Source organism: Streptomyces sp. NBC_01341, assembly GCF_035946055.1.
Taxonomy (GTDB): Bacteria; Actinomycetota; Actinomycetes; order Streptomycetales; family Streptomycetaceae; genus Streptomyces.
The window spans coordinates 4,984,449-5,006,065 of record NZ_CP108364.1 but is presented as its reverse complement, the minus strand read 5'-3'; the positions used below and the strand labels follow the sequence as shown (position 1 = coordinate 5,006,065).

The window sequence follows — 21,617 nt, the reverse complement described above, 5'->3', positions numbered from 1 at the left end:
TCCCTTACTTCGCAGCCGCGGGGATACCGGTGACCTTGATCGCCGTGTACTGCTGGCGGTGACCCTGGCGACGGCGGTAACCCGTCTTGTTCTTGTAGCGAAGGATGTCGATCTTCGCGCCCTTGTGGTGGTCCACGATCTCGGCCTGGACCTTGATGCCGTCCAGCACCCACGGGTCGCTGGTCACGGCGTCACCGTCGACAACGAGCAGGGTCGAGAGCTCGACCGTGTCGCCAACCTTGGCGGTGGAAATCTTGTCAACCTCAACGATGTCGCCGACAGCAACCTTGTGCTGGCGACCACCGCTGCGCACGATGGCGTACACGCGGATCTCTCTCTCACTCGGAACGGATCCCCTGATGCCAGCCGCCCGCGCAGGCCGGAGCCCACGACAGTCCGGAAGGATGAGCGGCCTCCCCCGGGGACGGATCACCGGGAGGGATGTGCTCAGGGGGTAGGCGCACAGAAACACGCCGAGGGTCAAGATTACGGGGCGGACCCCGGGGGGTCAAACCGGCTCTCCCCCGCCGCCTCCGTCCGAACGGGCGCCGCGAACGGTCGTCCCGCGCGTGATTCCACGGCAGACGGAGCAACTCGTTCCGCCCGCACGGCGGGAGGTCGCGGAGCGCACGGGCGAGCGACCGTACGCTTTGTCCTGTTCCGCTCCCCGAAAGGTGCCGCAGGTGAACTACACGGTCCAGCCCACCGCACAGGTCGACGAGAGTGCCGAGATCGGGGACGGCAGCAGCGTCTGGGAGCTCGCCCAGATCCGTGAGGGCGCCAGGCTCGGCGAGGGCTGCGTGATCGGCCGCGGGGCGTACGTGGGAACGGACGTCCGGATCGGCAACAACGTCAAGCTGCAGAACTACGCCCTGGTGTACGAGCCCGCCGAGCTCGGTGACGGTGTCTTCGTCGGCCCCGCCGTGGTCCTCACCAACGACCGCAACCCGCGCTCCGTCGATCCCGAGGGCAGGCAGAAGCGCGGGGGCGACTGGGAGCCGGTGGGCGTGACGGTGGCCGAGGGCGCCTCGCTCGGCGCACGGTCCGTGTGCGTCGCACCCGTACGGATCGGCCGCTGGGCCATGGTCGCGGCGGGCGCCGTGGTGACCGGCGACGTCCCGGACTTCGGGCTGGTCGTGGGCGTGCCGGCCCGCCGGATCGGCTGGGTGGGGCGCAGTGGCGTGAAGCTGGCCGAGCGGCCGGACGAACCGGGCGTCTGGGAGTGTCCGAGGACCGGCGCACTGCACGACGAGACCGACGGGGTGCTCACGGAGCGTGCCCCCCTGGCACTCTGACGCGGGAGGCGCGTGCCGGATCCGCCCCGCCGGGGCCGCGCCGCGGCCGGCCCGCCGGTCAGCCGCCGATGACGACCCGGCGCACGCCCGCCCATCGGGCCGGGTCCGTCGTACGGCGGCCGTCGACGAGGACGCGGACGTCGGGCAGGGTGTCCGCGGACAACTCGCGGTACTCGGGGTGGTCGGTCTGGAGGATCGCCGCGGTGACGGCCTGGTTCTCGTGCGGGACCAGCCCCTGGGCCTTCAGTTCCTCGGGGCTGTACAGGGGGTCCGAGACGAACGGCACCGCTCCACGCTCCCGCAGCGCCTCGACCACACCGAAGACACCGGAGAACGCGGTCTCCTTGACGCCGCCGCGGTAGGCGGCGCCCAGCACGAGGACGCCGACGCCGTGCAGGTCGCCGTAGGCGGCGGCCAGCAGGTCGACGGCGTAACCGGGCATCGCCGCGTTGGCCTCGCGGGCCGCCCGGACGACGGTGGCATCGGGGTCGTTCCACAGGTACATCCGCGGGTAGACCGGGATGCAGTGGCCGCCGACGGCGATTCCGGGCCGATGAATATGACTGTAGGGCTGGCTGTTGCACGCGTCGATGACCTGCTCGACGTCGATGTCGTGCAGGTCGGCGAAGCGGGCGAACTGGTTGGCCAGACCGATGTTGACGTCCCGGTAGGTGGTCTCGGCGAGCTTCGCCAGTTCGGCGGCCTCCGACGTACCGAGGTTCCAGACGCCGTTGGGGCGGGGCAGGTCGTCGCGCTCGTCGAAGTCGAGCGCGGCCTCGTAGAACTCGGTGCCGCGCAGCGTCGACGCCTCGTCGATGCCGCCGACCAGCTTGGGGTAGCGGCGCAGGTCGGCGAAGACGCGGCCGGTCAGGACCCGCTCCGGGGAGAAGACGAGGGGGAAGTCGCGTCCGGGTGTGAGGCCGGATCCCTCCGCGAGCATCGGAGCCCAGCGGTTACGGGTGGTGCCGACCGGCAGGGTGGTCTCGTAGCTGACGAGCGTGCCGGGGCGCAGGCCCGCGGCGACGGCCTTCGTCGCCGCGTCCATCCAGCCGAAGTCCGGGGTGCCCTCGCCGTCCACGAAGAGCGGGACGACGATCACGACGGCGTCGGACGCCGCGACCGCGGCCGTGGTGTCCGTCGTCGCGGAGAGCAGGCCCGCGCCGACCGCCTCCTTGAGCTTGACGTCCAGGTCGTGCTCGCCGGGGAACGGCTCGGTCGCCGCGTTCACCAGGCCCACGACCTCCTCGTCGACGTCCGCGCCGATGACCGTGTGGCCCTTGGCGGCGAACTGCACGGCGAGCGGGAGCCCGATCTTTCCCAGTGCGACTACGCAGATGTTCATCGGCTTCGCTTCCTCTTCGGTCTCAGCAGACTCCACAGCCTGCTACCCCGTACGCCCCGGGGCTCCACGAGTGGAGCCGTCGTGACCACGAACCGGCCCTTGGTGTTCGGACGCGCCGCGACGCGGTAGGGACCGGGCTCGCCCCACCGGCGGGCCAGCGGCATGGGCCGCCCCTCGGTCCGCACCGGGATCTCGTAGGTCGACCCCGCGACGTCGACGTAGACGCGCAATCCCTTGCTGGCGGAGACGGCCGGGACCGGGACGCGGGCGCTCACCTGCGTGCCGCGTCCGTCCGCGGCCGGCTCGACGGCGAAGTCGCCGGGTGCCGGGGGGCGGACGTCCTGCCCCTGCAGCCTGCGGGCGCCGGGCCGGTCAGCGCTCTGCGGCATGGCTCCCTGCACCAGGGCGACCACCGCTGAGGACACGTCTCCGGTGACTCCGAGCCGCACCCGCACGGTGAGCCGGAGGCCCGCGCCCGACTGCTCCCAGCCGGCCGACTCGAACTCCGTCCCCGCCGCGAGCCGGCCCGCCACCGTCTCGCCGAGGACCTCGTAGTACCGGTCGTCCAGGCCGACCGCGGGGTCCCGGAAGCCCGGGTAGGCGGCGAAGGCGCGGTCGCCTTCCAGCCGGAAGGGCGGGGCTCCGTGTGCGGCCTCGTCCGTGATGGTCCTGCTCAGGGCCTCCACGGCCCCGCGCCCGGCCAGACCGAAGCGGACCCGGCGCCTCACGCCCGTACCGTCGCGCAGCGCCTCCGTGTAGTACGTGTCGAGCAGCACGGAGAGCCCGTCGCAGAGCTGCCGCCGGGTACCGAGGTCGAGTGCCGGGAAGTCCGTCATCAGGAGCTTGGAGAGTTCCCAGGCGAAGTGGCGTGCCAGGATCGCGTCCCGTCGCGGCCCCGGCGCGACGAGACCGGCGACGTGGTCCATGATCCGCGCGGTGCACCGCAGCCGGGCCAGGTGGTCGGCCCGGTAGGTGATGTTGCTCGCGTCGCCACGCTTCACGGCGTAGTAGCAGGTGTAGTCGGCGAGTACGGAGATCCTGCGGGCCCGCACGCAGGCCTCGATGGTGAACGGCTGGTCGCTGCCGACCGGCAGGTCCTCGGGGAAGCGCAGGTGATGCTTTTCCACCAGGTCACGTCTGAACAGCTTGGTGTTCGCCAGTGTGAACGGCAGAGGGGAGTGGTACAGGCTGATGTCGGGGGCGTTCTCCGCGTACAGCTTCTGGTGCACGTAACGCCCGTTGACCCCGACCATCCTGCCGGCGACGACGTCCGACTCGTGCGTGTCCGCGTAGGCCACCAGCCGTTCCAGGGCCTCTTCGCCGAGGTAGTCGTCCGAGCCGACGAAGTAGACGAAGCGCCCGGTGGCCTTGTCCAGTGCGCGGTTGCTGGGGGCGGCCGGGCCACCCGAGTTGGCCTGGTGCAACACGGTGACCACACCTGGGTACCGATCGGCGAACCGGTCGAGTTCGCCGCTGCTGCCGTCCGTGGATCCGTCGTCGACCGCGATCACTTCGAGGCGTTCCAGCCCGATGCTCTGCCCCACCAGGGAGTTCAAGCACTCCGTCAGGTAGGGCATCGTGTTGTACACGGCCACGATGACGCTGACGTCGGGGCACGCGGTCATGACGTCACCGGGGCCATCCGTTCACCCACCGGGGCACGCACGCCCTCGACGAGCCTGGAGTACACACCGTCGAGGACAGCCGCCTGCGCCTCCCAGGTCCATTCCGTGAGCATGCCCGGCCGGTCGTAGGCGTCCCGGTAGCGCTGCGGGTCGGCCAGGACAGCGGTCACGGCCCGTACGTAGTCCGCCACGTCCTCGGCCGTGAAGACCTCGCCCTGTCCGGTGGCGGCGACCGTACCGCCCATCGTCCGGACATCGCTTACGACGAGGGGGAGCCGCGCGTGCGAGTACTCGAAGAACTTCGTGATCAAGGCGATCTCGTGGTTCGGCCAGTGGTGGATCGGGATGACCCCGACGTCCGCCGCTGCCAGGTGGCGGACGACCTGGTCGTGCGGCACGTAGGGCAGGATGTGCATCCGGTCGGCCGCGCCGAGTTCGGCCGCTCGCGCCCTGAGGGCCTGCATGTAGGGCGAGTTGCCGCGCGGGACGATGAAAGCGGCATGTGTGGCCGGGAGCTGCGGCAGGGCTTCGATCATGATGTCAAGACCCCGCTGCGGGGCCGCGGAACCGCTGTAGACGGCCAGCGGCACCTCGGGACCGATTCCGCACAGCTCCCGCAGGTCGGGGACGGGCTCCGCGGCCCGGTCCTCGGGAATCAGGGCGTCGGGGGCGTTGAGCACCACCTCCGGCAGGTCGACCAGCCCGTGGTGCTCCGCCAGCATCTGCGCGAGGGTGGCCGACACGGTGGTGACCGCGTCGGCGTACTTGGCGTGTTCCCGCTCGTGGGCGCACTGGGCGACGTGCCAGCGGGGGTGCGGGTTCCAGGGCTTGATACCGGGCAGGTACTCGTGCGCGTCCCACACCAGTTTCACGGTACGGCCCTTGGCCTCGGCCCGTAGTTTGGCGCGCGCGCCCACGCCCAGCATCCGGAAGTCGTTCGCATGGATCAGGTCGGGTTCGAGACGGTCGATGACCTTCCCGTAGGCGAGCTCCAGGTCCCACAGACCGGGGTCGAGCCGGCGCCAGGCCCGCTCCCCCATCACCCGGACCCAGAAGGCCGTGGTGAACCGGTCGAGCGGGGTGTCCATGTCCTTGCGGCGAACCTCCAGCGCGGCGGTCTGCCGGGCGCGGAGCCGGACCCACTTGCCCACGCCCCGGGACAGCAGCCGCGTCGGCAGCAGGCGTGTGCGCGCGAGGGCGGATCCGCTCCGCCCGGTCTCGATGACCCGGAGGTTGAGCTCCGCGCGCCATGCCTTCATCCGCTGCTTGCGGTACTCGGCCAGCGGACCCGGCGGGTACGCGAGCGGGGCGCGGAGGACCGCCCGGCGGTATTCGTGACGGCGCCGGTGCAGGGGCGTCGGCACCGTCAGCAGGCGTACCCGGGCCTCCCCCAGCCGCCAGCTCCTCGCCTTCTTGTCGGGCGACTTGCCCAGAAGCACCACGTCCCAGCCCGCGGCGGCGGCGGACCAGGCCTCCTTCTGCACCCGGGAGTCGCCCTTCACGCCGTTCTCGACCAGCATGACGATCTTCCCGCGGTGGCGTGGGGGCTCCTCCGCCGGGCGGTCAAGCACCATGGCCGACCGCCGCCTCCGCCTCGAAGACCACCGTGCGGCCGCTCCTCGCCGAATCCAGCAGTGAGGCGGCCACCTCCACGGTGCGCAGCCCCTGCCGCAGCGTGCAGATGTCGGAGGAGTTCCCCTGCACGGCGTCCCGGAAGAGTTCGTGCTCGACGAGCAGCGGCTCCCGCTTGGGAATCGCGTAGCGGACCATGTCCCCCTCGGAGACCCCTCGGAAGGCGCTGAGTGCCTCCCACTCGGTGGCGACCGAGGCGTTCGAGTAGAACGTCAGGTCGGCGGTCAGGGTGTCGGCGATGAGGCAGCCCCGCTCCCCGGTGACCGAGGTGAACCGCTCCTTGAGCGGGCTCAGCCAGTTGACCAGGTGGTTGACCATCGTCCCGTCGCTGAGCCGGCCGACCGCGCTCACCATGTCCTCGTACGGGCGGCCCGACTTCGACACGGTGTGGGCCGCGATCGACACGTAACTCCGGCCGGTCATCCAGGCCGTCAGGTCGATGTCGTGGGTGGCGAGGTCCTTGACCACTCCGACGTCGGCGATGCGGTGCGGGAAGGGGCCCTGCCGCCGGGTCACCACTTGGTACACGTCGCCGAGTTCGCCGGTCTTCAGGCGGCTGCGCAGCGAGCGCAGGGCGGGGTTGCACCGCTCGATGTGGCCGACACCGGCGACCAGGTTCCGCGACTCGAAGGCATGCACGAGACGCAGGGCGCCCTCGACGGTGTCCGCGAGCGGCTTCTCGACCAGCACGCAGACGCCGGCCTCGGCCAGCTGCAGGCCGACCTCCTCGTGCAGGCCCGTCGGACAGGCCACGACGGCGTAGTCGACCCCGAGGGACAGGAGGTCTTCGACACCTGACAGGACGGGTGCTCCCTGGGCCCAGCCGTTCTTGTCGCCCAGCGGATCGACCACGCCGACCAGCTCGACGCCCTCCAGGGCCATGAGTACACGGGCGTGGTGACGGCCCATGGAGCCGAGGCCGATCAGACCGGCCCGCAGTCCGGCGTTCACTGCATTGCCTCCAGAGCGTTGACGGCGACGGCCACGCGCTTCAGATCCTCCGGCGTGAGGGACGGGTGCACGGGCAGGGAGACGGCCTCGGCGGCGGCCCGCTCCGTCTCCGGGAGGTCCCAGAGACGTCCGGCCTTCTGGTCCGGCTCCCAGTAGGGCTTGAGCCGGTGGATCGGCGTCGGGTAGTAGACCGCGTGGCCGATGCCCGCCTCGGCGAGCGATGCCATCGCGGCGTCCCGGGCACCGCGGACGCGCACGGTGTACTGGTGGTAGACGTGCCGGGCCCCCTCGGCGACCGGCGGCGTGGTGACGCCGGGGTGGGTGATGTGCGAGTCGAGGAAGGCGGCGTTGGCCCGGCGCTGCTCGGTCCAGGCCCCGAGCCTGCCGAGCTGCACGCGGCCGACGGCGGCGGACACGTCGGTCATCCGCATGTTGGCGCCGACGACCTCGTTGGCGTAACGCTGCTCCATGCCCTGGTTGCGCAGCAGCCGCAGCATGCGGGCCAGCTCGGCGTCCGCCGTGGTGACCATGCCGCCTTCGAGGGAGTGCATGTTCTTGGTCGGGTAGAAGCTGAAGGCGCCGCCCGCGCCGAACGCACCGACCGGGGTTCCGTTCAGCGCCGCGGCGTGCGCCTGGCACGCGTCCTCGACCACGGCGAGCCGGTGCTTGCCGGCGACGCGCATGAGCCGGCCCATCGCCGCCGGGTGACCGTAGAGGTGCACCGGCATGACCGCGGCGGTGCGCGGCGTGACCGCGGCTTCGACCGCGGCCGGGTCGAGACCGAAGCTTCCCGGCTCGATGTCCGCGAACACCACGTCGGCGCCGGTCAGCCGTACCGCGTTGGCGGAGGCGGCGAAGGAGAACGAGGGGACGATCACCTCGTCACCCCTGCCGATGCCAAGGGCGAGGAGAAGCAGGTGCAGGGCCGACGTGCCGGAGTTGACGGCGACGCAGTGCCGCCCGCTCACCAGGCCGGAGAAGTCCTCCTCGAAGGCGGCGACCTCGGGGCCCTGTACGACCCGGCCGCTGCGCATCACGCGGACCACTGCCGCGATCTCGTCCTCTCCGATGACGGGACTGGCTGCGGGAACCGGCTGCTCGTTGATGCTCGTCATCGACGCCCTCCTTGACGAGTGCGCCGATCGCGCGCTCCTCGCCCTGCCACACCAGGGATGCATCGAATCATGACACAGAGGACATATGTAGCGCAGGAATGAGGCTCCTCGACCGGCCGGGACGTCGCAGCCCCGCAACGCACGCGTCCCGCCCCCAAGAGCTCGGGGCGGGACGCGTGCGGGCGAACGAGTGTTACGGGGTCATCAGCGGCCCGCCGACTCCCCCTCGTCGGTGCGCGCGGAGGCGACCACGGAGGGCGACGACTGCTCGGCCGCGACGGTCTTCTTCGCCGCTGCCTTCTTGGTCGTCGCCTTCTTCGCCGTGGTCTTCTTCGCGGCCGTCTTGGCGGCGGCCTTCTTGGGGGCGGCCACCTTCTTCGCCGTGACCTTCTTGGCCGTCTTGCGCGCGGCCGTCTTCTTCACCGGAGCATCGGATTCCGAGACCTCGGCCTCGGGAGCCTCCGGCGTGTCGGAACCGTCACCGGTGACCACGACGACCGCGGCTTCCTCGGCGCCGGCCGGAGGCCCGGCGGGAGCCGTGGCCTTCCGGGTCGCGCGCCGACGCGCACGCGGTGCCGGAGCCTCGGCTTCCGCCGCCTCGTCCGAGGGGGCGGGCGCCGGGGCCTTGACGACCGGGTCCTCGATCGCGACGGGGTCCGCAGTGGGCTCGGCCGGGTGCACCGGGGGCGTCACGTCGGCCTGCTGGGGCGAGCCCGCCGGAGCGGTCGCCTTGCGCGTCGCCCTGCGCCGGGTGCGGGCCACGGGCGCGGCCTCCACCTCGGGGGCCGCCTCCGCCTCGGGAGCGGTCTGCGGCGCCGGGGCCTCGGCCTCAACGACGGGCTCCGCCTGCGGCTTGTCCTCGGCCACCGGTGCCGGTACGGGCTCCGCCACCGGGGCGGGCGCACCGGCCGGGGCCGTGGCCTTGCGGGTGGCGCGCCGGCGGCCGCGTCCACGCCCTGCCGCCGCCTCCGCCTCGGCGGGGCTGCTGTACAGCTCCTCGTCGGCGACGAACTCCGGCTCGGGCAGCGCCACCGGGGCGGCGACCTCGGCCGCCACCTCGGCTTCGGTCTCGGCCGTGGGCTCGGCCTGGTCGTGCTCGTGGTCGTGGTCGTGCTCATGTCCGGCGCCACCGCGGCCGCGCTTCTTGGACCGCTTGCCGCCACCGCCGCCACCGGCGGACGCCGGCTGCTCCATGTGGACGATCACGCCGCGTCCGTTGCAGTGGACGCAGGTCTCGGAGAAGGACTCCAGCAGACCCTGACCCACTCGCTTCCGCGTCATCTGGACCAGGCCCAGCGAGGTGACCTCGGCGACCTGGTGCTTCGTACGGTCGCGTCCCAGGCATTCCAGCAGACGCCGCAGCACCAGGTCCCGGTTCGACTCCAGCACCATGTCGATGAAGTCGACGACGACGATGCCCCCGAGGTCGCGCAGCCGCAGCTGACGCACGATCTCCTCGGCCGCCTCCAGGTTGTTCTTGGTGACGGTCTCCTCGAGGTTTCCGCCCTGCCCGGTGAACTTGCCGGTGTTGACGTCGACGACGACCATCGCCTCGGTCTTGTCGATCACCAGCGAGCCGCCGCTCGGAAGGTAGACCTTGCGGTCCAGGGCCTTCATCAGCTGCTCGTCGATGCGGTACGTCGCGAACACGTCGACCTCGGAGGTCCAGCGCGACAGACGGTCCGTCAGGTCCGGTGCGACGTGCGAGACATAGCCGTGGATGGTCTCCCACGCGTCGTCACCGCTGACGATGACCTTCGAGAAGTCCTCGTTGAAGATGTCCCGGACGACCCGGACCGTCATGTCCGGCTCGCCGTAGAGCAGCGTCGGCGCGTTGGAGCTGCTGGTGTTCTTCGACTTCTTCTGGATCTCGTCCCACTGCTGCTGCAGCCGCTCCACGTCACGGCGCAGCTCGTCCTCGCTGGCGCCTTCGGCGGCGGTGCGCACGATGACGCCCGCGTCCTCAGGAACGATCTTCTTGAGGATGGTCTTCAGCCGCGCCCGCTCGGTGTCGGGCAGCTTCCGGCTGATGCCGGTCATCGAGCCCTCGGGCACGTACACCAGGTAGCGGCCGGGCAGCGAGACCTGGCTGGTCAGGCGGGCGCCCTTGTGGCCGATCGGGTCCTTCGTCACCTGGACGAGGACCGACTGGCCGGACTTGAGCGCGGTCTCGATGCGACGCGGCCCGTGGGCCATGCCGAGCGCCTCGAAGTTGACCTCGCCGGCGTACAGGACGGCGTTGCGGCCCTTGCCGATGTCGACGAAGGCCGCCTCCATGGACGGCAGTACGTTCTGGACCTTGCCCAGGTACACGTTGCCGACGTAGCTGGTGGCCTGCTCCTTGTTGACGTAGTGCTCGACGAGCACGTTGTCCTCGAGGACGCCGATCTGGGTGCGCTCGCCGCTCTGGCGGACGACCATGACGCGCTCGACGGCCTCACGGCGGGCCAGGAACTCGGCCTCGGTGATGATCGGGACGCGGCGGCGGCCCTGCTCACGGCCCTCGCGGCGACGCTGCTTCTTGGCCTCCATGCGGGTCGAGCCCTTGATGGACTGGACCTCGTCGAAGCCGGTGCCGGGCTCGCGCTCGGCCGTTTCCCTCCCACGCCGTTCACGCGGCTCGCGGACCTTGACGACCGTGCGCTCCGGGTCGTCCGCACCGCTGCCCGCGTCCTCGCCGGAGGCGTCCCCGCTGCGACGGCGGCGACGGCGACGCCGACGGCTGCTGCTGGACCCGGAGGAGGACTCGTGCTCGTCGTCGTCCTCGTCGTCCTGGCCCTGCTCGTCCTCGGCGTGGTCCGCCGCGGAGTCGTCCTGCTGCCCGTCGTCCGAGTCGCCCGCCTCACCGCGACGGCGGCGACGGCCACCCCGACGGCGACGGCGCGAGGGCCGGTCCCCGTACTCGTCCGACTCGTCGTGCTCGTGCTCGGCGTCCGTCTCGGCCTCGGCCTCGTACTCGTCCTCGACGGGGGCTGCGGCCTGGGCCGCCTGCTCGGCGGGAAGCGTGACCGGGGTCGCGGCCGGCTCGGTCTCGACGGCCTCGCCGCGGCGGCGGCGCCTACGGCGCGAACCGCCCTGCGCAGCGGCTTCGGCGGCCTCCGCCGGAGCGGCGGGCTCCGCCGCCTTCACGGGCTCCGCCTTGCGCGGCGCGCGCTCCGGCGCCTTCTGCTCCTCGGCCTCGTCGCTCTCGTCGTACGCCGATGCGGCGGCCGCAGCGGCGGCCGCGGTCTCCGGGGTCTGGAACATCGGCTCGGCGAAGACCGGGGCCTGGAACACGGCCACGGCGGGGCGCGTCGCGCGACGGCCCTTGCGGGCCGGCTCCTCGGCCTTGCCGGTGAACTCCGGGCGGCCGGCGGCCGCGGTGACGCGACGGCGCTGACGGCCTCGCGGTGCGGCCTCCTCGACCTGATCGGTCTCGGTGGCCAGCTCCTCGGCCACGGCGGCGGGAAGGCTCTCGGCGTTCTCGGCGGCCGCCTCGGCGACCTCCTCGACGGGCTGCGGGGGGCCGGCCGGAGAGCTCGCCTTGCGGGAAGCACGGCGGCGGCCACGCGGAGCCTCGGCGGGCTCGGCTTCGGCCACCGGAGCGGCCACGGGCTCGGCCGGCGTCTCGGCCTGCGTCTCGGCCTGCGAGGCCTGGCCGGCGTCGGCAGCCTGCGGCGCACCGGCCGGAGCCGACGCGCGGCGCCTGGTGCGGCCACGCGGGGCGGCGGCCGGTTCGGCGGTCCCGGCCACTTCGGCGACGGGTTCGGCGGCCTTCACAGGCTCTGCCGCGGGAGCGTCCTCGGCGACGGTCTCGGCCTGCGGCGGAGCGCCGGCCGGAGCGGTCGCCTTGCGCGTGGCGCGGCGACGGCCGCGCGGGGCGGGGGCCTCGACGACGGGGGCTTCGTCGGCCTCCTCCTCGACGTCCTCGACCGGAGGTTCGGCGACGGGCTCGGCGACCTCGGCGGCCTGCGGCGCACCGGCCGGAGCCGTCGCCTTGCGCACCGCGCGACGACGGGCGCGGACCGGCGGACCGGCCTCGGCCGTCTCTTCGGCGGCGGCAGGGGCCGGCGTCTCCACGACGGGCTCGGCGACGGGCTCCACGACCTCGGCGGCCTGCGGCGCACCGGCCGGAGCCGTCGCCTTGCGCACCGCGCGACGACGGGCGCGGACCGGCGGGGCGGCCTCTTCGGACTCGGTGGCCTCGGCGGCGGCCGCTACGGCCGGTGTGGCGTCCTCGGCGGGGGCGGTACCCGGCGCGCCCGACGGCGGGCCTGCGGGGCGGGATGCCGCACGGCGCCTGCGGCGCGGCGGCAGCTTGTCCCCGGGGGTGTTGTCTTCGGCGTTACCGGTCGTGCCGGTTTCGTTCTGCTCGTGCATGCGGGCGGTTCTCCCGTCGCGCTCCCGGGCGCCACGCCTGAGTCCGGTCCGACGCGATTCGCGCGGTGTGCGCGATACCGCCGTCCGGGGCGCGGGCGCCGCACGGGAACTGATGTCTGGCTCGCCGGTTCCGTACGCGCTACGCACGGCCTGGCGAAAGTCTTATGGGGCGGTGCGCGGCCCGACCCAGATGGCTCCCGAGTCAGAGGGCTGCGCTACAACGACCGCCTTACGCGGAACCCGCACCTTCCGGCGCCGTCGCGGCGGCGGCCGGATCGGCCGTGGAAACGGCCGGGGCTGCCTCGCGGTCGGGCGCGAGCGGGTCGGTCACCGTGCCGGACTCCTCGTCGAAGAGCCCCTGCGCCAGCCTGGTCACCGCTGCGGGGACCGGCGGCGTCAGGTCGGCCACGGCTCGGAGGCCTGAAAGGACGTCGTCGGGTCGCACGGCAGGTGTCACGTGCCGCACTACCAGCCGCAGTATCGCACAAGGCCCGTCCCCGGGCCTATCGGGCTGTGGATCAAGGGCCTGCAGGTCGGCGACGGCGGCGCGGGCGTCGAAGCTCCGCATGCCGTTCTTCGCCCGGCGCTGGACCTCGACGGTCTCGGCGTCCAGGAAGGCTGCCACGGCCCTCTTCGCGTCCTCGACACCGACCCCGTCCAGTCGCATCTCCCATACGGAGGCGGTCAGGCGTTCGGCGAGGCCGGAGGTACGGACCTCGACCGCGTCGATCACGTCGAGGCCGTCGGGCATCGACGCGTCGAGCAGCCCGCGGAGCGTTTCGGGGTCCCGCGCCTCGGTGAGGGCGATCTCCAGGAACTCGGCCTCGCTGCCCGTACCCGTGGGGGCGGCGTTGGCGTACGACACCTTGGGGTGCGGGGTGAAACCGGCCGAGTAGGCCATCGGCACCTCGGAGCGGCGCAGTGCCCGCTCGAAGGCACGCTGGAAGTCTCTGTGACTGGTGAACCGGAGGCGGCCCCGCTTGGTGTAGCGCAGTCGGATGCGCTGCACCGCCGGTGCGGGCGGCGGGCCTTCGGGCTGTCGCTTGCCCAGTGGTTCTTCTCCTCGGTGCGGGGCGACCGCGGTGGCGTGCCGCCCACGAAGTACAGGGTGCCCCGGGGTGCCGCTCCGGCTCACCCCCGCTCGACGGTTTTACCGACCTGCGGGGAGATCTCGGACGCGGGCGCCGCGCTGGGGACAGTCGTTGTCCTACCCAGGGTACGCGCAGCCGACCCTCCTGTTTTCCGCGCGTCCCCGACCTGCGGCTCTCCCACCAGTGCCCGCCAGGCGTCGCGGCGCGCCAGGCGCAGCGTCCCCCGGGCCGTGGACAGCGCACCGCGGACCGCGCGGACCGCGTCCAGGGCGGCCTGCCGGGCGGGAGCCCAGACCGCGTCGCGCAGGAAGCGGCCCACCGGTGTGCACACCGCGCGGAAGACCCACACCGCCGGCGCACCGACCAGGTGGCGGCCCAGCCAGGCCAGCACCCGGCCGACCGCGCGCGAGATGAACCCCGCGATCCGCCAGGCGACGCCGACGGCGGTCACGATCTCCCGGCCGAGGGGGGCCAGGACGCGTCGGTACACCCATGCGCCGGGGAGCACGAGAAGCGTCACGACCAGCCATGCGCCACCGGTCCACAACCCCCGCCCCAGAACCACCAGCCCCCGCCCCACCCTGCCCAGCACCCACGCCACGCCGTGCCCCAACGGCGTCAGCACCCTCCCGTACAGCCACTCCGCCGGCAGCACCACAAGGGTCGTCACCAGCCACACGGCACCGATGCCGAGCGGCCTGAGGAGGTATCGCCACACCCCGACCGCCGGCCACACCAGCAGAAGGGTGACGAGCGCGGCCACCGCCGGGACCAGCAGTCGGGTGTACACCCACCGCAGTCCGTGTCCGGCCGGGACGAGTACGGCCGAGTGGAGCCACACCAGCGGGACGACGACCCCGTAGTGGACGACCGGCACCACGACGTAGCGCCACAACCCCACCCAGGGCCACACGAACAGGGCCACGGCCAGCCACGCAAGGGCCTTGGCGGCAGGAGCGAGCACCTGGTCGCAGAACCACTCCGCCGCCCGGGACAGGGGGCGCAGCAGCAGGCGGTCGAGGAGGCGGCCACCGGCCACGAGCAGGTCCCAGAGCATGCGGACCGGCAGGACGAGCACCAGCACCACGATCCGCACCGGAATCCTGATGAGGGTGGTCAGACAGCCCTCTCCGCCCTCGTACGGCGTGGGGGTGCGGTGCTTGTCGAAGTCCATGCCGGGGAAGACGCGAACGCCCGGCCCAGGGTTTCCCTGGGCCGGGCGTCCGTCATCGGGCTGTCACCCGGAGGGTCTACTTCACGACCGTGAGCGGCAGGAGCTTCTTGCCGGTCGGGCCGATCTGGATGTCCAGGTCGAGCTGCGGGCACACGCCGCAGTCGAAGCACGGCGTCCAGCGGCAGTCCTCGACCTCGGTCTCGTCGAGCGAGTCCTGCCAGTCCTCCCAGAGCCAGTCCTTGTCGAGGCCGGAGTCCAGGTGGTCCCAGGGCAGGACCTCCTCGTACGTCCGCTCGCGGGTGGTGTACCAGTCGACGTCCACGCCGAAGGCGGGCAGCGTCTTCTCGGCGCTCTTCATCCAGAGGTCGTAGCTGAAGTGCTCGCGCCAGCCGTCGAAGCGCCCCCCGGACTCGTACACCGCGCGGATGACGGAACCGACGCGGCGGTCGCCACGGGAGAGCAGGCCCTCGACGATGCCGGGCTTGCCGTCGTGGTAGCGGAAGCCGATGGAGCGCCCGTACTTCTTGTCGTCCCGGATCTTGTCCCGGAGCTTCTTGAGCCGGGCGTCGGTGTCCTCGGCGCTGAGCTGCGGGGCCCACTGGAAGGGCGTGTGCGGCTTGGGCACGAAGCCGCCGATGGAGACGGTGCAGCGGATGTCGTTCTGGCCGGAGACCTCGCGGCCCTTGGCGATCACGTTGACCGCCATGTCGCCGATCTGGAGGACGTCCTCGTCGGTCTCGGTGGGCAGGCCGCACATGAAGTACAGCTTCACCTGGCGCCAGCCGTTGCCGTACGCGGTGGACACCGTGCGGATCAGGTCCTCCTCCGAGACCATCTTGTTGATGACCTTGCGCATGCGCTCGGAGCCGCCCTCGGGGGCGAAGGTGAGTCCGGACCTGCGGCCGTTGCGGGTGAGCTCGTTGGCCAGGTCGACGTTGAACGCGTCGACGCGGGTGGAGGGCAGTGAGAGGCCGATCTTGTCCTCGGTGTACCGGTCCGCGAGGCCCTTGGCGATGTCACCGATCTCGGAGTGGTCCGCGGAGGAGAGCGACAGGAGGCCGACCTCCTCGAAGCCGGTGGCCTTGAGACCCTTCTCGACCATCTCGCCGATGCCGGTGATGCTTCGCTCCCGCACGGGGCGCGTGATCATGCCGGCCTGGCAGAAACGGCAGCCGCGGGTGCAGCCGCGGAAGATCTCGACGGACATCCGCTCGTGGACGGTCTCGGCGAGGGGGACGAGCGGCTGCTTCGGGTAGGGCCACTCGTCGAGGTCCATGACCGTGTGCTTGGACACGCGCCACGGGACACCGGACCTGTTCGGCACGACGCGGCCGATGCGGCCGTCGGGGAGGTACTCGACATCGTAGAAGCCGGGGACGTAGACGCCGCCCGTCTTCGCGAGGCGGAACAGCACCTCTTCGCGGCCTCCGGGCCGGCCCTCGGCCTTCCACGCGCGGACGATCTCGGTGATCTCCAGGACCGCCTGCTCGCCGTCGCCGATCACCGCGCAGTCGATGAAGTCCGCGATCGGCTCGGGGTTGAACGCGGCATGGCCGCCCGCCAGCACGATCGGGTGGTCCACGGTCCGGTCCTTGGACTCCAGCGGGATGCCCGCGAGGTCCAGGGCCGTGAGCATGTTGGTGTAGCCGAGCTCGGTGGAGAAGCTCAGGCCGAACACGTCGAAGGCGCCGACGGGGCGGTGACTGTCCACGGTGAACTGCGGCACGTGGTGTTCGCGCATCAGCTCCTCGAGGTCCGGCCACACGCTGTACGTGCGCTCGGCGAGGACGCCGTCGCGCTCGTTGAGCACCTCGTAGAGGATCATGACGCCCTGGTTGGGGAGCCCGACCTCGTAGGCGTCCGGGTACATGAGTGCCCAGCGGACGTCGCATTCGTCCCACGGTTTGACGGTGGAGTTGAGCTCACCGCCGACGTACTGGATGGGCTTCTGCACATGCGGGAGCAGAGCTTCGAGCTGTGGGAAGACCGACTCGGCAGACATCTGAGGACCTTCGTAGCTGGCAGGGGTGACCATCTAGCGTAACCCGGTGCTCAGCGTTCCAGTGCCGCCCGCAGCCGGGGCCGCGACGCCCGCGCCCACACCTCGGGGAGTTCCCGTTCCCGCGCCTGCGCCGCCGCTTCCTCGCGGCCGTACAGGAGTCCCCAGGTGAAGGCGGACTCACCCGCTCCGTCGGCCTGGACCGCGAGGGTACGCAGGGCCTGCCGGGCCACGACGCTGTCCTGGTGGTCGCCGAGGACTGTCTGCACGGACTTCATCCGGCGGGAGAACTTCTTGGCGGGCGCGCCCAGTGCGGGCCTCGCGAGGTCGGCGGCGTAGCGGACACGTTTGGTGGCCTTGCGCGCCTCGTGCATCGCCACGTCACGCTCCGGGCCGGGCGGCTGTTCGAGGGCGTGGCCGACGCGTTCGGCAAGGCGGGCGTAGTCCTTGAGCACCGCGCGCGGCAGGGCGTCCTTAGGGGCCTTGGCGGCAGCGCGCCTGAGCGGGGGATCTTCGATGAGGGCGTACAGAGCGTCCAGCAGGTCGAGATAACGCTCGCTGTCGAGTACGTCGCCGATCCTCTGTCGCGCCCCGGAGGCCGCCGCGACGGATGACAGGTCCAGTCGGGCGGTCACGGGACCCAGGACCAGGGTGTCGGGCAGCCCGGCGACACGGGAGCGGAGCCGGGCGTCGAGGACTTCCTGGTCGCGTCCGGTCCCGAGCTCGCCGGCCAGCCACTTGAGTTCGTCGCGGAGCGGATCGGTGACGGTGCGGTCGAGGATCCTGCGGTACGTCCTGAAGGCACTGCGCAGCCTCCGCGTGGCGACCCGCATGCGGTGGACGGAGTCCGGCAGGTCGCGGCGCACGGCGGGATCGAGCCGGACGACGGCTTCGGTCTGGCGGCGCACGTAGGCGAGCACGTGGTCGCCCGCAGTGCGCGGGGGCCCGTCCTTCCGGGTCTTCGGCCGGTTCTCGGGAGCCGTCTCGGCCAGTGCCCTGGCGAGCTTGGACGGGGAGGCGGAGGAGTGGACACCGGCCTTGCGCAGCCGCCGCTCCACGGCGTCGAGGACAGCGGGGTCCACGTCGTCGGCCAGTTCGACCTCCAGCTCCGTCCAGGCCGCAGTGGTGCCGCGGCCCTTTTCCGTGAGGCGTTCGGCGAGGACTTCGTCGACGCTCAGTTCGGCGAGCAGGGCGCCGTCCTCGTCGAGGAGGTGATGGACGTCGCGCGCGGAGAGGATCCGGACGACGGGGGCCACCTTCGCGTGGCGCACGCGGGAACGGAGCAGTCCGGCCAGTTCGGCCGGCAGGTCGTCGCCGAGCGGGGCCCGGATCTCGTCGCGGACGTCGGCGGAGACAGGGAACTTGAGGTGCCACCCGGCGTCGCCGCCCCCGGTCCGGCGCCTCAGTGTGAGGGAGCCGGCGGCCAGTCTGAGGTCCTCGGTGTCGTAGTAGACGGCGTCGAGTTCGCTCAGGCCCCGGTGGACGACGGACGAGACCCCGGCTGCACGGGTCAGGTCCGGCAGCCGGGTCTCGGGAGTCGCTTCGTACTTCCGCTCGACCTCACGCTTCGAGTCCGCCATAGGACGAATCTATCCGCGATCGGCGCGGTCACGCAGCCCGTGGCGCTCAGGCAGTTATCGGCCGCTGCACCCGGATCGACTGGAGCAGCCCGATGGCCACCCAGACGGCGAACATCGAGGATCCTCCGTACGACACGAAGGGCAGCGGGAGTCCCGCCACCGGCATGATGCCGAGCGTCATGCCGATGTTCTCGAAGGACTGGAAGGCGAACCAGGCGATGATCCCGGCGGCCACGACGGTCCCGTACAGCTCGGTCGTCTCGCGGGCGATCCGGCAGGCGCGCCACAGGATGACGCCGAGCAGGACGATGATCAGCCCGGCTCCGAGGAACCCGAGCTCCTCACCGGCGACGGTGAACACGAAGTCGGTCTGCTGCTCGGGGACGAACTGGCCCGTCGTCTGCGAACCGTTGAAGAGACCGGTCCCCGAGAGTCCGCCGGAGCCGATCGCGATGCGGGCCTGGTTGGTGTTGTAGCCGACTCCGGCCGGGTCGAGCGCCGGGTTGGCGAAGGCCGCGAAGCGCGCGATCTGGTAGTCGTCGAGGACCCCGAGCTGCCACACGGCGACAGCGCCCGCGGTGCCCGCCCCGAGGAGTCCGAAGATCCACCGGTTGGACGCCCCGGAAGCCAGCAGCACCCCGAGCACGATGACGGCCATCACCATGACGGAGCCGAGGTCGGGCATCAGCATGACGATCGCCATCGGGATGACGGCCACACCGAGCGCCTTGGCGACCGTCCGGTGGTCGGGGTGCTGCTGGTCGCCCGCGTCGACGCGGGCGGCGAGCAGCATCGCCATGCCGAGGATGATCGTGATCTTGGTGAACTCGGACGGCTGGAGCGAGAACCCGCCAGGCAGGAGGATCCAGGCGTGCGCGCCGTTGACGGTAGCGCCGAGCGGGGTGAGGACCGCGAGGACCAGCACGACCGAGATGCCGTAGAGGACCGGCACCGCGCCCCGGAGGGTGCGGTGGCCGAGCCACACGGTGCCGATCATCAGCCCCAGGCCGATTCCGGTGTTCAGCGCGTGCCGGAAGAGGAAGTAGTACGGGTCCCCGTGGGTCAGCGAATCGCGTCCACGGGTCGCCGACCAGACCAGGAGCGAGCCGACGAACGAGAGCGCGACCGCCGAGCCGAGCAGGGGCCAGTCCAGCCGTCGCACGACGGAGTCGCGGGCGGCGAGCTTGGCCCAGGCGGACCGCTCCGGGGCATAGCGCGAGACGGAGAAGCCTGCCATCAGTCACGCCTCCCCGGGGCTCCGCCGAGGACAGCGGCAAGGGCCTGCGTACCGTCTTCGGCGGGCGGCTCGGGGACGTAGGGCTTGATCTTCGGCGACTCGATCTGGCCGTCGGGCTTGATCTTCGGCAGTGTCTTCTGGGGCTTGGGCAGCAGGGCCTTCTTGAGGTTCTGCTTGCCGGCGGAGTCGAGTCCGTAGAGCGCGTTGTAGATGTTGCGCACGGCGGGACCGGAGGCCCCGGAACCCGTACCACCCTGAGAGATCGTCATGACGATCGAGTAGTCCTTGGTGTACGTGGCGAACCAGGAGGTCGTCTGCTTGCCGTAGACCTCGGCCGTGCCCGTCTTGGCGTGCATCGGGATCTTGTCCTGGGGCCATCCGCCGAACCGCCAGGCGGCGCTGCCCCGGGTCGCGACTCCCGCGAGGGCTTCGTCTATCTCGTCGCGCGTGTCTCCCTTGAAGGGCAGCTTGCCGTGCGACCGGGGCTTGATCTCCTGGACGGTCTTTCCGTCGCCGCTGACGATCGCCTTGCCGACGGTCGGGTCGTACAGGGTTCCGCCGTTGGAGATCGCGCCGTAGATGGTCGCCATCTGGATCGGCGTGACGAGCGTGTCGCCCTGGCCGATGGAGTAGTTGACGGAGTCACCGGCACGCATCTTGTAGCCCTCGATGCAGCCTTCGTACGCGATCTTCTCGACGTACGTGCCGTCCTTCTTGCCCTGCTTGCACCACGACGTCTTGTTGGCGTCGTAGAAGCTCTGCTTCCACTGGCGGTCGGGGACGCGGCCCGATACCTCGTTGGGGAGGTCGATGCCGGTCTCCTTGCCGAGACCGAACTGGTGGGCCGTCTTGTAGAACCAGTCGCCCGGGTCCTTTTTCGGCTTGTTTCCGCCGTCCTTCTGCCACTCCTTGTGCGCCAGGCCGTAGTAGACCGTGTCGCAGGAGACCTCGAGGGCACGGCCGATGGTGATGCTGCCGTAGCCCTGGGACTCGAAGTTCTTGAAGGTCTGGCCGCCGATGGAGTACGAGCTCGGGCACGGGTAGTTGCCGTCGAACGGGTAACCGGCGTTGACCGCGGCGGTCGAGGAGATCACCTTGAAGATGGAGCCCGGGGCCGCCGTGCCCTGGATGGCCCTGTTCAGCAGTGGGAAGTTGGACTTCTTGCCGGTGAGCTTGGCGTAGTCCTTCGCGGAGATGCCGCCGATCCAGGCGTTGGGGTCGTACGTCGGCAGGGACGCCATCGAGACGATGCGGCCCGTCTTGGCCTCCATCACGACGACCGCGCCGGAGTCCGCCTTGTAGAGCTGGTTGGTGTTGCGGTCCATCTCCTTGCGGGCCGTCTCCATCGCCTTGTTGAGCTCGTACTCGGCGACGGCCTGGACCCGGGCGTCGATGGACGTGACGACGCTGGCACCGGGCTCCGCCTCGTCGTTCTGCGCCTGGCCGATGACCCGGCCGAGGTTGTCGACCTCGTAGCGGGTGACACCGGCCTTGCCGCGCAGTTCCCTGTCGTAGGTGCGCTCGAGGCCGGAGCGGCCGACCTGGTCGGAGCGCAGGTAGGGCGACTCGGTGTCCTGGGCCTTGGTGACCTCGTCGTCGGTGACCGGCGAGAGGTAGCCGAGCACCTGGGCGGTGTTGGCCTTGCCGGGTGCGGCGTAGCGGCGTACGGCGGTGGGTTCGGCGGTGATGCCCGGGAAGTCCTCGGCCCGCTCACGGATCGTGAGGGCCTGCTGTGTCGTGGCCTCGTCGGTCACCGGGATCGGCTGGTAGGGCGAGCCGTTCCAGCAGGGCTGCGGGGTCTTGGCGTCGCAGAGCCGGACCTTGTCCTGGACGTCCTTGGCCTTCATGTCCAGGACATCGGCCAGCCGGGTGAGGACGCCGACGCCGTCGTCCTTCATCTTCATCAGCTCGGTGCGGCTGGCGGACACCACGAGGCGGGTCTCGTTGTCGGCGAGGGGCACGCCCCGTGCGTCGAGGATCGCTCCCCGGACGGCGGGCTGCACGACCTGCTGGACGTGGTTGTTCTTGGCCTCGTCCGTGTACTCCTGCCCGTTGCGGATCTGGAGGTACCAGAGCCGGCCGCCGAGCGTCAGGAGCAGGGAGAAGACGAGGACCTGGATGACGACGAGACGGATCTGGACCCGCTGGGTCCGTCCGGTCTCCGGAATGTTGCTCACGGGGCGCCCCCGGTGGTCGTCGGGCCGGGGTCACGGGGGT

At 71.4% G+C, this 21,617-nt stretch carries 14 protein-coding genes; 1 reads left to right on the top strand and 13 read right to left on the bottom strand.

Features of this window, described 5'->3' with window-relative positions:
• Nucleotides 1-4: 4 nt before the first annotated feature.
• Nucleotides 5-325, bottom strand: a complete 321-nt coding sequence (rplU, locus tag OG206_RS21970; RefSeq protein ID WP_015577124.1) for a 50S ribosomal protein L21 — start codon at nucleotides 323-325, stop codon at nucleotides 5-7.
• Between the two features lie 358 nt (nucleotides 326-683).
• Between rplU and OG206_RS21965 the strand changes: the two genes are divergently transcribed.
• Nucleotides 684-1,295 carry an acyltransferase gene (locus OG206_RS21965; protein ID WP_327118668.1) on the top strand — a complete coding sequence of 204 codons (612 nt, stop codon included), beginning with the start codon at nucleotides 684-686 and terminating at the stop codon, nucleotides 1,293-1,295.
• Between the two features lie 58 nt (nucleotides 1,296-1,353).
• On the opposite strand, the gene OG206_RS21960 is transcribed toward OG206_RS21965, so the two are convergent.
• The 12 genes from OG206_RS21960 to mrdA form a co-directional block, all read right to left on the bottom strand.
• Complete coding sequence (locus OG206_RS21960) at nucleotides 1,354-2,637, bottom strand: nucleotide sugar dehydrogenase (protein ID WP_327118666.1); 1,284 nt, start codon at nucleotides 2,635-2,637, stop codon at nucleotides 1,354-1,356.
• A complete protein-coding gene (locus OG206_RS21955; RefSeq protein ID WP_327118664.1) occupies nucleotides 2,634-4,262 on the bottom strand; it encodes a glycosyltransferase family 2 protein in 1,629 nt (542 codons plus the stop codon). Before OG206_RS21955 ends, OG206_RS21960 begins: the two co-directional genes overlap by 4 nt.
• Entirely contained in the window at nucleotides 4,259-5,836 is a 1,578-nt protein-coding gene (locus tag OG206_RS21950) for a glycosyltransferase family 4 protein (RefSeq protein WP_327118662.1), read from the bottom strand. The genes OG206_RS21955 and OG206_RS21950 overlap by 4 nt, the downstream gene beginning before the upstream one ends.
• On the bottom strand, nucleotides 5,826-6,803 hold the full coding sequence (locus OG206_RS21945; RefSeq protein WP_442805955.1) for a Gfo/Idh/MocA family protein: 978 nt from the start codon (nucleotides 6,801-6,803) through the stop codon (nucleotides 5,826-5,828). Before OG206_RS21945 ends, OG206_RS21950 begins: the two co-directional genes overlap by 11 nt.
• A 38-nt stretch (nucleotides 6,804-6,841) precedes the next feature.
• On the bottom strand, nucleotides 6,842-7,960 hold the full coding sequence (locus tag OG206_RS21940) for a DegT/DnrJ/EryC1/StrS family aminotransferase (RefSeq protein WP_327118658.1): 1,119 nt from the start codon (nucleotides 7,958-7,960) through the stop codon (nucleotides 6,842-6,844).
• 204 nt (nucleotides 7,961-8,164) lie between these two features.
• On the bottom strand, nucleotides 8,165-12,319 hold the full coding sequence (locus tag OG206_RS21935; RefSeq protein WP_327118656.1) for an Rne/Rng family ribonuclease: 4,155 nt from the start codon (nucleotides 12,317-12,319) through the stop codon (nucleotides 8,165-8,167).
• 229 nt (nucleotides 12,320-12,548) lie between these two features.
• Nucleotides 12,549-13,328, bottom strand: coding sequence for a TIGR03936 family radical SAM-associated protein (locus tag OG206_RS21930; protein WP_327118654.1), 780 nt, complete (start codon nucleotides 13,326-13,328; stop codon nucleotides 12,549-12,551).
• A gap of 122 nt (nucleotides 13,329-13,450) precedes the next feature.
• A complete protein-coding gene (locus tag OG206_RS21925; RefSeq protein ID WP_327118652.1) occupies nucleotides 13,451-14,584 on the bottom strand; it encodes a hypothetical protein in 1,134 nt (377 codons plus the stop codon).
• A gap of 76 nt (nucleotides 14,585-14,660) precedes the next feature.
• Entirely contained in the window at nucleotides 14,661-16,586 is a 1,926-nt protein-coding gene (locus OG206_RS21920; protein WP_327118650.1) for a TIGR03960 family B12-binding radical SAM protein, read from the bottom strand.
• Between the two features lie 50 nt (nucleotides 16,587-16,636).
• Nucleotides 16,637-18,163: a CYTH and CHAD domain-containing protein gene (locus OG206_RS21915; protein WP_327118648.1), complete on the bottom strand. Its 1,527-nt coding sequence runs from the start codon at nucleotides 18,161-18,163 to the stop codon at nucleotides 16,637-16,639.
• Between the two features lie 46 nt (nucleotides 18,164-18,209).
• Nucleotides 18,210-19,400, bottom strand: a complete 1,191-nt coding sequence (rodA, locus tag OG206_RS21910; protein ID WP_327118646.1) for a rod shape-determining protein RodA — start codon at nucleotides 19,398-19,400, stop codon at nucleotides 18,210-18,212.
• Nucleotides 19,400-21,577, bottom strand: coding sequence for a penicillin-binding protein 2 (mrdA, locus tag OG206_RS21905; RefSeq protein WP_327118644.1), 2,178 nt, complete (start codon nucleotides 21,575-21,577; stop codon nucleotides 19,400-19,402). Before mrdA ends, rodA begins: the two co-directional genes overlap by 1 nt.
• Nucleotides 21,578-21,617 lie beyond the last annotated feature (40 nt).

Coding starts and splice junctions, on each gene's coding strand:
- OG206_RS21960 (WP_327118666.1), bottom strand. CDS start 2,637: ATGAACATCTGCGTAGTCGCACTGGGAAAGATCGGGCTCCCGCTCGCC.
- OG206_RS21955 (WP_327118664.1), bottom strand. CDS start 4,262: ATGACCGCGTGCCCCGACGTCAGCGTCATCGTGGCCGTGTACAACACG.
- OG206_RS21950 (WP_327118662.1), bottom strand. CDS start 5,836: ATGGTGCTTGACCGCCCGGCGGAGGAGCCCCCACGCCACCGCGGGAAG.
- OG206_RS21945 (WP_442805955.1), bottom strand. CDS start 6,803: ATGGGCCGTCACCACGCCCGTGTACTCATGGCCCTGGAGGGCGTCGAG.
- OG206_RS21940 (WP_327118658.1), bottom strand. CDS start 7,960: ATGACGAGCATCAACGAGCAGCCGGTTCCCGCAGCCAGTCCCGTCATC.
- OG206_RS21935 (WP_327118656.1), bottom strand. CDS start 12,319: ATGCACGAGCAGAACGAAACCGGCACGACCGGTAACGCCGAAGACAAC.
- OG206_RS21925 (WP_327118652.1), bottom strand. CDS start 14,584: ATGGACTTCGACAAGCACCGCACCCCCACGCCGTACGAGGGCGGAGAG.
- OG206_RS21920 (WP_327118650.1), bottom strand. CDS start 16,586: ATGTCTGCCGAGTCGGTCTTCCCACAGCTCGAAGCTCTGCTCCCGCAT.
- OG206_RS21915 (WP_327118648.1), bottom strand. CDS start 18,163: ATGGCGGACTCGAAGCGTGAGGTCGAGCGGAAGTACGAAGCGACTCCC.
- rodA (WP_327118646.1), bottom strand. CDS start 19,400: ATGGCAGGCTTCTCCGTCTCGCGCTATGCCCCGGAGCGGTCCGCCTGG.